Origin of the sequence: Phyllobacterium sp. 22229 (assembly GCF_052056495.1) — a bacterium.
Classification (GTDB): domain Bacteria; phylum Pseudomonadota; class Alphaproteobacteria; order Rhizobiales; family Rhizobiaceae; genus Phyllobacterium; species Phyllobacterium myrsinacearum.
Genome location: NZ_JBQEPA010000025.1, coordinates 1 through 12,393, shown reverse-complemented (window position 1 = coordinate 12,393; position 12,393 = coordinate 1). Strand labels below are relative to the sequence as shown.

Here is a 12,393-nt window from a genome sequence, read left to right as displayed (position 1 = left end):
ATGCTCAAACAACAAAGGAACAATCCGTCCTCCCTTCTATCACGGATGAGCCGGATTCTCATCGCAGGAACCGTATCTTCCACGCTCTTGCTTTCCCTGGCGGCAACGCCGGCCCGGGCCAATCAGGAGCCGTACAGGATTGCATCAGGGGATGTCCTGCTCATAACGGTCTATGGGGATACCGGGTTGACAGGGATCTTTCCTGTCAGCGTCGACGGAACAATTGCCTACCCTATTCTTGGCAATGTAGCCGTTGCCAATCATACGATCAGCGAAATCGGGCAAACCATCACACAATCGCTCCTGCAGCATATACCCGGTCTTTCCGTTTCCGTTGCCGTGAAGGAATATGCTCCGGTCTTTGTCATCGGCGATGTGCAGAAACCCGGAAAATATGAGTACCGGCCCGGAATGATTGCCCTGGAATTGTTTGCCTTGAGCGGAGGTTTGCGGCAGGCGGCCGACAAGCTCGACACGGCGGGCATCCAGCTGGTTGCGGCGCGGCAGGAATATACCGACACGTCGTTGCAGCTCTTTGCGCAGGATGTGAAGCGCGTGCGCCTTGAAGCCGAACTGAACGGAAAACAGTTCGACTATGACCTGACGGCAAGCGTCGACGCGATCGATGACAAGGCCGAGCGGCAGCGGATCGTCGATTCCGAGCGCAAGCTTTTCGATCTTCGCCTTTCCGCCCTGGAAAGCGAAGCCACCGCACTCGAGGCACAGAAGCAGAACTATGCGGAAGAAATCACCACACTGGAAGAAAGCACGAAGTTGCGCAACGAGGAGATTTCGCTTCTCGAGCAAAATGTGAAAGCGTCGCAGAGTCTGGTGGACAAAGGGCTTACGGCGCAATCGACTCTGCGCGATACCCAACGCCAGCTTTCGGCAATGCGCCGGGATGCGCTCGAATTCGGCTCCTTCCTGGCACGGGCGAAACAGAATGAGAATGCGATTCAGCAGCGCCTGCTTGCCCTGCACGATTCGCGCTCCAACGATGCGGCCAAGGACTTGCGGGACATTGATCTCGATATCATGAGACTGCGCAAGAAAATGACATTCATCGCACAAAGCATGGGTGAAATCGGTGCTGCGGCCCAGCGTGTGTCGTCGCGCGAGGAAACGGTCAAGCTGACCTTCACGGTGGTTCGGGTGGTGGACGGAAACTATCAGGAAACCGCGCTGGCGGAACATGACGAGATCAAGGCCGGCGATATTCTGCGCGCGCAACTTGAACTGCCCAATACGGCCGCACCCAAAGCGATCGTTCCCAAGGCCATCAACTGACCGTGTGCGCGTTGTAATCACCGGGATTCGTCATCACCCCGCCTGCACCAACCCCTGCGAAGACGCTGAGGATGCCTGCCAACGGCTGTAGAGATCGCGAATGCCGGCCTCCAGCTCAATGCGCGGACGCCATCCCATGGCCTCCATCTGCGAACAATCCAGCAGCTTTCGCGGCGCACCGTCCGGCTTCGATGTGTCGAAATCCACGCAACCGCGATAATCCACGATCCTGGCGATCAGGAGTGCGAGATCGTGGATGGAAATCTCCGCCCCCGAACCGATATTGACGTGGCTGGCCGAGGCATGGTTTTTCATCAGAAAGACGCAGGCATCCGCAAGATCGTCGACGTGCAGAAATTCACGCCTGGGCGTTCCCGTGCCCCATACAATGGCGCGGGCATTGCCCGTCTCCCTGGCCACATGCATTTTGCGTATCAGCGCCGGCAAAACATGGGACTGCTGCAGATCGAAATTGTCGTTCTGTCCGTAGAGATTGGTTGGCATGGCTGTGATGAAGCATTGCCCGTACTGGCGCGCATAGGCCTCCGCCAGTTTCAATCCTGCGATCTTGGCAATCGCATAAGCCTCATTTGTCGGCTCAAGGCTTCCTGTCAGCAGTGCCCGCTCCTCAATGGGCTGGTCGGCATATTTAGGGTATATGCAACTCGACCCAAGCCACAGGAGTTTTTCCACATCAAGCCGGTGCGCGGCATGCATGATGTTCATGGCAATCATCGTATTCTCGTAGAGGAAATCGGCGGGGTGATGGGCGTTCGCCAGGATCCCGCCAACCCGTGCCGCAGCGATGAAAACAACATCCGGCCGCGCAACCGCCATCCATTCCTCTGTCTCACGCTGACGCGTCAAATCAAGCTCGGCGTGATCAACGGTAATGAGGCGGCATTCCTCCTGCTTCAGCCGCCGCACCAGGGCGGAACCGACCATGCCGGCATGTCCGGCAACCCAGACCCGTTTGCCCCGAAGCGCGAAACTGTGCCGGGACACCTCAACCATAGAAGTCATTGCGGCTTTCTTCCCGCATGATCGTCCTCATATCCGATTCAACCATTTCCGATACGAGATCCTCAAAGGCGGTCGTATGGCTCCAGCCCAGCTTGATGCGGGCCTTTTCCGGGTTCCCCAGCAGCAGGTCAACTTCCGCAGGCCTGAAATAGCGCGGATCGATCTCGATGATCTCCTTGCCGCTCTTGCGGTCATAACCGATTTCATCAACACCGCTGCCACTCCATTCGATGGATTTTCCGACCGTCGAGAATGCTCGTTCGACAAATTCGCGCACCGTATGGGTTTCGCCTGTCGCCAGCACATAATCGTCGGGATCATCCTGCTGGAGAATACGCCACATCCCGTCGACATAATCGCGTGCATGGCCCCAGTCTCGCTTGGCCTCAAGGTTTCCCAGACGAAGCTTGTCCTGCAATCCACGCTCAATCGCGGCGACGGCACGCGTGATTTTCCTCGTCACGAATGTCTCGCCGCGGATCGGGCTTTCATGGTTGAACAGGATGCCGTTCGAGGCGTGAAAGCCGTAGGCTTCCCGATAGTTGACGGTTATCCAGTAGGCATAGAGCTTGGCCACCGCATAGGGGCTGCGCGGATGAAACGGCGTGCCTTCATGCTGAGGCGCTTCTATGCTTTTGCCGAAGAGCTCGGATGTCGAAGCCTGATAAAAGCGGCAGGTCTTTTCGATCTTCATGATGCGCATCGCCTCCAGCAGGCGCAATGTACCCATTGCATCCGCATTTGCGGTATATTCCGGCGTTTCGAAGCTGACCTGCACATGGCTTTGCGCTCCAAGATTGTAAATCTCGTCGGGTTGGATTTCCTGAACCACCCGGCAAAGGTTGGTGGCGTCGGTCAAGTCACCGAAATGCAGGTGAAACCGGACATCGTCATCGTGCGGATCCTGATAGAGATGATCGATACGGGCCGTATTGAACGACGACGATCGACGTTTCAGTCCGTGCACGGTGTAGCCCTTCTTCAGGAGAAACTCGCTGAGATAGGCTCCATCCTGTCCCGTAACCCCAATGATCAATGCCTTTTTCCCAGTCATTCGCAATTCCCGTCCGTGTGTCCTTGAAGCGTGGTGACAAACGCATTGCCGCGCCGAATTCCATCATGGGGAAACCCGCCACCGGCAATGGATGGAAGCCAAGTATAGGCGGTGGCACCGAATAGGCACTTCGGTAATAGGGATAGGAATGCTGATGAAAAACGGCGATTCCGTCATGCGACGGCCGATAATGACACGACGGCATGCACATCTGTCCGCCTCACCCTCTCCGGAAGGCGTAGAGGCTTAAGCCCGCCAGAACCGCCCGTAGTGCGTTTGTTGATCTTGCTTGCGCGCGCCGCGACCTGCGAAACTTCATTCCTAGCTTTGCCTGCGCCCGCACAAAAGGGCCTGGGTATAGGAAGGATCCGGAATGAGAATTGTCTTCGCAAACCGCTATTTCCTGCCCGATCAATCGGCCACGAGCCGCATGGTATCCAGCCTGGCGTCCGCGCTTGCGCACCGTGGCTTTGACGTCACGGCAATCGCAAGCCGCACGCTGCACGACCATTCGGGTGTCGTTCTTCCGGCGGAAGAGATGATTGCCGGCGTTGCGGTGAAACGGCTTTGGGCCACCCGGTTCGGACGTCATCACCTGGCAGGAAGGATCGTTGACTATCTGACCTTCCACATGTCGGTTTTCATATGGTGCCTGAGATATCTTCGCCCCGGCGACATGTTTGTCGTTTGCACCGATCCGCCTTTGCTATCGGTGACAACCGCCCTGCCGGCCTCGTGGCGCAATGCCCGGACAATAAACTGGGTCATGGATCTTTTTCCTGAAGTCGCCATGGAACTGGAGATGCTTTCAAACAGAGGCATTCCGGGAAAAATCAGCAAGATGCTGCGCAACTGGTCCATGCGCAAATCAACCATGATTGTCTGCCCGACCGAAATGATGGCATCTTACCTGCAGGACGGCGGCATTCCGGCCAACCGGCTCCGTGTCATGCACCATTGGTCGGACGGCAGCGAAATCTATCCGGTTCCACGATCAGTCAATGGCCTGAGACGTCACTGGGGACTGCAGGATAAATTCGTCGTTGGCTATTCCGGCAACTTTGGCCGGGCGCATGACTTTACAACCCTGATTGAAGCGGCAGCCCTGTTGAAGGACGACAGCGATATACAATTCCTCCTGGTCGGGGGCGGGCAGCAGCGGGCGCGCATCGAGGAAATTGCCCAGAAACGTCAGTTGAAAAACATTTTGTTCAAGCCGTTGCAGCCTCCGGAAAGCATTTCGGAAAGCCTGAGTGCTGCCGATGCGCATATCGTCTCGCTCATCCCGAGGCTTGAGCATTGCATCGTACCAAGCAAGTTTTACGGCATTCTGGCCGCCGGCCGGCCCACGCTCTTTGTTGGAGCACCCGATGGGGAGGTTGCAAACGTGATTGCATCAACCCGGTGCGGCGAGGCTGTCGAAATCGGCGAAAGCCAGAAGCTTGCGGCGCTGATCGTCCAGTTGAAGAATTCCCCCCAGCAATGCACCCAGATGGGGCGCAACGCACGGGACCTGCTGGAAACCGTCTATTCGCGCGACAATGCCGTGCAGTCATGGTCCGACGTCATGTCGGCGTTTCAGCAACCGGGTACGGATCCGTTGAGGTCCACCATTTTCAGGTCAGCATGATGGGTGGAACAGTTGTCGTCAGTCAGCTGGGAGCACGTATGCACTATGCCGTGCCCCGCATACTCGCCGCGCAAGGCCGGCTTGCGCATTTCTATACGGATATCTGCGCAACCGATAGCTGGCCACGTGTGATCAACAGCGTGCCCCGGTCGATGCTCCTCCCGTCTCTCAAGCGCTTGATCGGCCGCGTGCCCAAGGGCGTGGCGCCTGACTTGACCTCGACCTTTCCCGCATTCGGCGTCATCTCGGCAATCCGCCGGCTGAGAGTCACAAATGTCGTTGAACAAACCAGGCATGCCGTCTGGGCCGGGACCCATTTCTCGCAACTGGTGGCATCCAGCGGATTTCATGGAGCGGCCGGCCTCTATGCGTTCAGCGGTGATGCTCTTGAACAAATGCAGGCGGCCAAAGCCGAGGGAATGTGGACGGCGGTGGAACAGATGATCGCGCCGCGCGAGGTTGTTGAAGAGCTTGTGCAACAGGAACAGCGCAGTTTTCCCGACTGGGCAGGGAAATATGAAGTGAACCGCTACGCACAAACCTTCGCCGCGCGTGAGAAGGCCGAATGGGCCCTTGCGGACATCATCATCTGTCCCTCCGAATTTGTACGCTCCAATGTCGTCGCTTCCGGTGGGCCTTCCGAACGATGTGTCGTCGTTCCCTATGGCATCGACCCTGAATTCGAGGACCGCAAGACCCTTCGAACGGATGGCCCCCTGCGTGTGCTGACCGTCGGCGAGGTGGGATTGCGCAAAGGCTCCCCCTATGTGGCCGAGGCGGCAAGGCTGGTTGGACCATCGGCACAGTTCCGCATGGCCGGGCCAACCATACTGTCGGCTGACATCCGGCAGAAGCTGGCTGCAGTGGTGGAGCTGCGCGGCATCATACCCAGGTCGGAGATGATGAAGGAATATCAATGGGCTGATGTATTCCTTCTCCCCTCGATATGTGAAGGTTCCGCCACCGCGATTTATGAGGCGCTCGCTGCAGGCCTGCCGGTCATTTGTACCGAGAATGCCGGTAGCGTCGTCAGGGATGGAATAGAAGGCTTCATCGTGCCTATCCGCGATAGCGAGGCGATTGCAGATGCACTTCTGCGGCTTGCAAAAAATCCGGCATTGCGCGCCCGCATGTCGAGCCAGGCACAGGAGCGGGCTTCGGAATTCACTGTCGAACGCTATGGCCATCGCCTTATGGACGCCCTGGCTCCCCGTCTTCAAAAGCAATTCGCGGCGGAACAACAGCCATGAAAACACACGCCGCACAGCCATTGTCTGAACAGACGCCAAGCAGGAGAGTTCCGCTATGCGCATAGTTCATATCATTTCCTCCATAGACCCCGTCCATGGCGGCCCGCAGGGCGGATGCATTCGCCTGGCAGCGGCGCAGTCCAGTCAGGGCCATGATGTGCATATCGTCAGTTATGGAGGACCCGACATACAGAGACGGGCTTTTGGAGCCGCCGCGACCGTCCCGCATTTCGCAGCGATAAAATGGCATTTGCTGCCGGATCCGGATTGGAAGGAGCGCATTCTTTGCCTACGGGGCCGCAAACAGCTACGCGCAATTGTGGACACGGCATCCTTCGTTCATGTCCACGGTGTCTGGGAACCTCTGCTCAAGGTCGCGGCAAAGATCGCACATGGCAAAGGCATCCCGTATTGCGTGCAACCGCACGGAATGCTCGATGTCTGGAGCATGAAACAGAAAGCCTTCAAAAAGCGGCTTGCCTTGCTTTTGGGTTACCGCGCAATGCTGAACAACGCCAAATTCATACTGGCGCTGAACGCGGACGAAGCCCAATTGCTCAAACCGCTGGAACTCGCATCGCCCAATCTCATCATTCCCAACGGCGTGTTTCTCGAAGAATTCGAGGCGCTTCCATCGCACGGGTTCTTCAGAGAACGTTTTCCGTCCATCGGCAACAAACGCATCATTCTGTTTTTGTCGCGGCTCCATACCAAGAAGGGCCTGGATATCCTGGCAACGGCCTTCGCGCGCGTCGCCGGTTCCTATCCCGATGTCGATCTGGTTGTGGCTGGCCCGGACGGCGGCGCACGCGACGCCTTCATCAATCTGGTCAGCCAGCTGCACCTGAATGACCGCGTTCATTTGGTTGGCGGCCTTTATGGCAAGGACAAGCTGCGCGCCCTCGTCGACGCCACCTGCTTTTGCCTGCCAAGCCGTCAGGAAGGCTTCAGCGTCGCTATTCTCGAGGCGCTTGCATGCGGATTGCCGGTTGTGATCAGCGATGCCTGTCATTTTCCGGAAGTCCGCTCAGCCCGCGCCGGCGCTGTGGTGACCCTTGCACCGGAGGACGTCGCATCCGGTCTTTGCGATATTCTCAGCGATGCGGGAATGGCGCATGCCATGGGCCGGAATGGCCGTCAGCTTGTTCGCGACCAATACACCTGGCCGCGGATAGCCGCATCAACCATCAATGGCTACATGCAGAGCATTCGCCCGACACTCCCGGCATCGTGATGCTGCACAGGCATGGGTTCACAAGGGACCGCCGCGCCGGAGCCTGACCGGTTTCGCCGGATTGCCGACATAGATCATCCACGGATCCAAGGCGCGCGCGGCGACCGCCCTTGCGCCAAGGACGGCGCCCTCCCCGATGACGACACCTGGGCCGACAAAGGCCTCCGCCGCCACCCAGGCGTTCGCCCCGATTCTGATCGGACGGCTGGTCAGCGGAAAATCGACGTCATCGACGTCATGGGTGCCTGTACACAAATGGGCGCGCTGTGAAACGATCGCAAAATCGCCGAATGTTATCTCGGCGACGTTGTAACAAAGCACACCTGGCCCCATGGATGCATGCTGTCCCATAACGAGATTACCGGGCCACCAGATCCGCGCACTGCCGCGAACAATAGCCGTGGGATGAATGCGCGCGCCAAAGCGCCTGAGCAGCCAGATACGCCAGCGGCTGCACGGCGACGGGGTCCAGGCAGCCAGAAGGGTCCAGCAAATAATCCAGCTCAATCGCATCAGTCTGAATCTCAAGGCGAAAGTCGCACCGCCTAAGCGAGGCAATGGCTCTCCTGACGTGTCCAGGGCCGTATCGGCAAAACGTGATCGCATCGTATTTCTCCCTTAAAACATTGCCCGGCCGGCGGCGTGCCGGCCTTGTGATCCCGGCCTAGCCCGATGCGGCCGGGTGCAGGCGCAGAGGCGTCGGCATGGCGAGCGATTGCACCGGCAGCGCGTGGGATGCCGGACGCCGCGCCCATCCAAGGGCGGGCACCAGGAAAATCAGCATGTGCACCCACACAATCAGCGCCCAATCCGTCTGATGGGAAATGGCATGCATGGCCGGGACGATCGACAGCATGTAGACGATCTGGGCTGTCGTCGCACCGGCATTGGCCGAGACCCACAATCGGCGGACGATGTAGGACAGAAGAAGAAATTTCAGGGCACCAAAATACCAGAATGACTGAAAAGCATCCGCCATTCCCGTTTCTGTTGTCCCGGTCAAAGGATTATATTCCCGCCCCAGGGACGGCAGTTTTGCCATCAATGTGGTTTTGAACTTGTCGCCAAAAATCTGCGCGGGAACATAGTTGAAGACGAGACGGTTCCAGTGGAACAAGCCATAGTCGAATTCCAGCGACATATCGGTGTTGTAAACCCGCAATATGGCATTGCGCATTTCCGGCCCGCCGTTCTTCAGAAGATTGTCGAAATTGGATGTGATGTCGATCCGGGAGATGTCGCCCCAGATCGGTCCGGAATTGGCGCGCGTTATGTCACGGTAGTCGCTCATCGAGCTCATCAGCAGCATGCCGATCACAATGCCGATGACGGCAAATGCGCGCGGCACAACCCATGATCTCTGGAACCAGAATGCCAGAACGAATATCGCAATCAGTTCCACCGCTTCAGCCCGCTTGCCCGTCACCACGATCCGGTCGAGATAGAAGACCAGATCCCCGGCAATGATGATGGCAGCCATCCAGGAAATGCGGCGGGCGAAACACAGTGCGGCAATGGCGAGGCCATAGCTCATGAACCGGGCAAAGAACAGCCATGCCACGGGCGCGCCGCTCATCTGAACGCCGACGGAAACGTCACCGGGCAACCGGCTCAGCTTGTAATAGAAATAGGCCCCCGTAACCGACAGCAGCAGTGAAACAATCAGAAGCTTCCTCTCTTCAAAGGACTGGTGAAGGAAGCGGAACGGCTGGGCATTTGCCGACCATCCGATCCGGCACATGATCAGGCAAAGAATCGAAAACGCTATCGTCTTGACGTAGGCTCCATGCGGCAGAAACGGGTCCGCCGCGAGTGCTGGAATCTGCGGCAGGATAAAGCTGAATGTGATGACGCCGACCAGAAACGGAAACTGGTAAATCCGTTCGCGCCGCAGGAGACCCCAGCCGATCAGCCAGAGAACTGCAGCGAGCATCAACCATGTGAAAAGCCAGTTCATGCCAGCATCCCCGCGGCAAAGGTCCGGGCATCCCGTTCGCCATGATCTTTCCACAAGGAGGCACGCAGCATATACCAGAGGCTCTTGGGGTATTCCTTGAAAATCTGAACGCCGTCCTGTTCGACCGCGATCCGCCAGATGGGAACGTCCGGCTCGACGGGAACCGACTGCCACTGGATGTTGAACGCGATTTGTCTGAAACTGTTCAGGGCGCGCCGCGAATGAAACCAGCTGGTGACGAGAATAGCTTTACGCACCTGCATGCGTTGCAGGATAGGACTGGAGAAAAGCGCATTCTCCCAGGTGTTCCTGGACTGGCACTCAACCGTGATTGATCCGGCTCCGACGCCGAAGTCTATCAGGGACTTGCGTATCCAGTAGCAATCCCCATCGCCGGTTATCAATATTTTCTGCGCCATGCCAGCCTGCCACAAACGCGCGGCCTGGGCGGCCCGGGCAGGCCCGTCTCCGCCCAGAATAACGATGATGTCCGCCTGGGTAGCGGGGCTGCGGGCGCTCAGCAGCGTGTTGGCAAACAGGATTGCCAGGGGATAGCTGCACAGGGCACACAGGCCGAGGAAAAGGACGGCGGTGAACCTCCAGCGGCGAACCGGACGTCCGCCTTTCCGCTTCGAGATGGGCGCAGGCACCGGCGTCATATCGATAGACCATGTTCGCGGCGGCGCTGCTCCTGAATCTTGATTACAATCATGTATTCGTAAGCAGCAATCAGCCGGCAATAGTGGTAGCCCTGCCAGCCATCGAGGAATCCGCCGCGCAACAGATACATATAGGCAAAGCGGGCTGCCGGACGGAACGGTATCCGGTATGACAGTTCTTTGAGCGCTCTGCGCCGGGCTTCGGGAAGCGGGCTGAAAAACTCCTTCCACGGGATGCCCTTGTCGCGCAGGATCTGCAGCGACTCCTTCGCTTCAAAACCGGAATACCTGTTGTGCTTATCGAACCAGGCAGTCAGGCCCTTGCTGAAACTGTAGTGGATGAAGTGGGATTCCAGCCGTCCCGTCGGGCCGTCGCCCACGCAACGCGAATGGCATTCGCGCTCATATCTTACCCGCTCCGGGCGGCACAGCCTGGTTATCCAGGTCGGATAAAGGCTGCTGTGCTTGACCCAGCGCCCCATGAACATGTTCTTGTAGCGGACGCGGAAGAGCGCTTCCGGCCGGTCGGGATCACGCGCAATGGCCAGCATTTCATCGCGCAGATCGTCCGGGGTAATTTCGTCCGCATCCGGCATGTAGACCCAGGGATGCTTGAATTCGATTTCCTTGAGGCCGTACATGCGCTGCCTGGTTTCCGTTTCATATTTGTGCTGATAGATTCGCGCACCCGCCTTCCGGGCTATCTCAAGCGTTTGATCGGTGCTGAAGGAATCCAGAATGACGATATCATCGCACCAGGACAGGGATGCCAGACAGGCCGGAAGACTTGCTTCCTCATTCAGCGTCATGATCAGGACAGATACTGACACGCGAACACTCCATTCGTAGGTGCTAAACGGGATCCGACAATATGCCGGGGTTCGGCTGCACCGGTTGATGATTGGTGCCGAAGTTCTTGCCCGCCTCGGGGCGCAGAAGAACGGGCGGAATAGAATTGAGCTGTCCCATTGTTGCCGGACGCATGCGCACGGCCTGGCCGGCGCTGCTCGCCAGGAAAACAAAGGCCGAATGAATGATGACCGGGACGAATAGGCCAAACGTCATCAGGTAGTTGGAGGCTCCCGCCAGGATACCGGCGACCCCGACGCCACCGCAAAGCGCGGACGATGCCACGATGATATTCGTGGTCATCGCATGGGAATGCGACCTGTCCAGCAGCAGATGATGCAGATGCCAGCGATCCGCCGTGAGCGGGTTGCGGCCCGCATGCAGCCTTCTGACGATAAGGCTCATCGTATCGGTAACCGGCACGACGACGATCCAGAGCAAGACGGGAAAGGCAATCTCGGCCCGCCGCGACAGGGTGATGATCAGATAGGCAATGACGGCACCCAGCGCAGTGCTGCCGGCATCGCCAAGAAATATTCTGGCGCGCGCGGACCAGGGGCTGCGCATGTTGAACAGGAGAAAGCCGCACACCGCAGCCAGGAGCACGAGGCTGGAGCAGCCCAGCGCTCCAAGCCCCTTGTAGAAAGAAAGCAGGCTGATCCAGAAAATGGCGGCAGCCGCGCAGCCGCCTGCAAGTCCATCCACGCCGTCAACCATGTTCCATGAATTGATCAGGCCGATAACAAACAGAATGGCAATAATCGTCAGGACAGGCAGCGCTGAACCGGCGAGAGCCAGGGGCAGCATGTTTGCCACATAGATGCTCGGTCCGGCCAGCGGGATGACCAGAATGGCGCTGGCGAAAAATTGTACAACGAGCCGGGTTCGCGCCGAAAGTTCCATCCGGTCGTCCATCACGCCAATGCTCAGAACCATCAGAATGCCGATCCAGAAACTGACCGGGAACGGTGCAGCGCCCCGGGAGAAAAGACTGACCAGAAAAAATGCCGAAAAGATCGCGATGCCACCGCACAACGGAACGACATTTTCGTGCTGTTTCCGGCTATCGGGATAATCGACGAGGGCCAATGCATGGGACGTCTTCTTGAGAAATCCTATGAGCAATACTGTCATGGACAGCGTGGCAAGACAGCTGGTGAACCAGAAGAACAAGGTCTACCCCCACTTGGTGATGCATTCACCAATGCCAGGTGTCATCACCTTCATTGTTGACGTGAATGCTTTTCCGAAAAGGTAGCGCTGCCCCGAAACCAGTTCTATTTAGGAGAAATGACGAGAAGGTCCGTCTGAAGTATGAGGTGGTATGGACCTTTGGACTACGGTGGCAAAGGCGGATGCCTATGTTTCTGCCGCGCACGGTGCGTCCTTCGGGTGCGTGCCCGCCAATGCCTGCAAAAGGTTTAAGCAGAACAAGCCCATCAGACTATAT

General features: G+C 57.8%; 11 protein-coding genes. 4 read left to right on the top strand and 7 right to left on the bottom strand.

All coding sequences use genetic code 11. From position 1 onward, the window contains the following. Complete coding sequence (locus ACTJJ7_RS23915; protein WP_440969058.1) at window positions 1-1,287, top strand: polysaccharide biosynthesis/export family protein; 1,287 nt, start codon at window positions 1-3, stop codon at window positions 1,285-1,287. A 33-nt stretch (window positions 1,288-1,320) separates the two neighbouring features. Here the strand turns inward: ACTJJ7_RS23915 and ACTJJ7_RS23910 are convergent, their stop codons facing one another. Together ACTJJ7_RS23910 and gmd are read right to left on the bottom strand one after the other, a co-directional pair. Next, the gene (locus ACTJJ7_RS23910; RefSeq protein WP_440969057.1) at window positions 1,321-2,310 is read right to left on the bottom strand and encodes a GDP-L-fucose synthase family protein; all 990 of its coding nucleotides are present in this window, start codon (window positions 2,308-2,310) and stop codon (window positions 1,321-1,323) included. Continuing rightward, window positions 2,294-3,364, bottom strand: a complete 1,071-nt coding sequence (gmd, locus tag ACTJJ7_RS23905; RefSeq protein WP_440969056.1) for a GDP-mannose 4,6-dehydratase — start codon at window positions 3,362-3,364, stop codon at window positions 2,294-2,296. Before gmd ends, ACTJJ7_RS23910 begins: the two co-directional genes overlap by 17 nt. 373 nt (window positions 3,365-3,737) lie before the next feature. Between gmd and ACTJJ7_RS23900 the strand changes: the two genes are divergently transcribed. Genes ACTJJ7_RS23900 through ACTJJ7_RS23890 form a run of 3 tightly spaced genes read left to right on the top strand, consistent with a single transcriptional unit; the run spans window position 3,738 to window position 7,478 of the window. Further along, a complete protein-coding gene (locus tag ACTJJ7_RS23900; RefSeq protein ID WP_440969055.1) occupies window positions 3,738-4,994 on the top strand; it encodes a glycosyltransferase family 4 protein in 1,257 nt (418 codons plus the stop codon). Continuing rightward, on the top strand, window positions 4,994-6,244 hold the full coding sequence (locus tag ACTJJ7_RS23895) for a glycosyltransferase family 4 protein (RefSeq protein ID WP_440969054.1): 1,251 nt from the start codon (window positions 4,994-4,996) through the stop codon (window positions 6,242-6,244). Before ACTJJ7_RS23900 ends, ACTJJ7_RS23895 begins: the two co-directional genes overlap by 1 nt. 55 nt (window positions 6,245-6,299) lie before the next feature. After that, entirely contained in the window at window positions 6,300-7,478 is a 1,179-nt protein-coding gene (locus ACTJJ7_RS23890) for a glycosyltransferase (protein WP_105735312.1), read from the top strand. Between the two features lie 18 nt (window positions 7,479-7,496). On the opposite strand, the gene ACTJJ7_RS23885 is transcribed toward ACTJJ7_RS23890, so the two are convergent. The 5 genes from ACTJJ7_RS23885 to ACTJJ7_RS23865 are packed head-to-tail and all read right to left on the bottom strand — an operon-like array spanning window position 7,497 to window position 12,116. Continuing rightward, a complete protein-coding gene (locus ACTJJ7_RS23885; RefSeq protein ID WP_130272329.1) occupies window positions 7,497-8,084 on the bottom strand; it encodes a putative colanic acid biosynthesis acetyltransferase in 588 nt (195 codons plus the stop codon). A 58-nt stretch (window positions 8,085-8,142) separates the two neighbouring features. Next, the gene (locus tag ACTJJ7_RS23880) at window positions 8,143-9,435 is read right to left on the bottom strand and encodes a hypothetical protein (protein ID WP_440969053.1); all 1,293 of its coding nucleotides are present in this window, start codon (window positions 9,433-9,435) and stop codon (window positions 8,143-8,145) included. Continuing rightward, the gene (locus tag ACTJJ7_RS23875; RefSeq protein WP_440969052.1) at window positions 9,432-10,094 is read right to left on the bottom strand and encodes a YdcF family protein; all 663 of its coding nucleotides are present in this window, start codon (window positions 10,092-10,094) and stop codon (window positions 9,432-9,434) included. The genes ACTJJ7_RS23880 and ACTJJ7_RS23875 overlap by 4 nt, the downstream gene beginning before the upstream one ends. Continuing rightward, window positions 10,091-10,924, bottom strand: coding sequence for a glycosyltransferase family 2 protein (locus tag ACTJJ7_RS23870; protein WP_130272331.1), 834 nt, complete (start codon window positions 10,922-10,924; stop codon window positions 10,091-10,093). Before ACTJJ7_RS23870 ends, ACTJJ7_RS23875 begins: the two co-directional genes overlap by 4 nt. Before the next feature lie 22 nt (window positions 10,925-10,946). Next, on the bottom strand, window positions 10,947-12,116 hold the full coding sequence (locus ACTJJ7_RS23865; RefSeq protein ID WP_440969051.1) for an MraY family glycosyltransferase: 1,170 nt from the start codon (window positions 12,114-12,116) through the stop codon (window positions 10,947-10,949). Window positions 12,117-12,393: the final 277 nt, after the last annotated feature.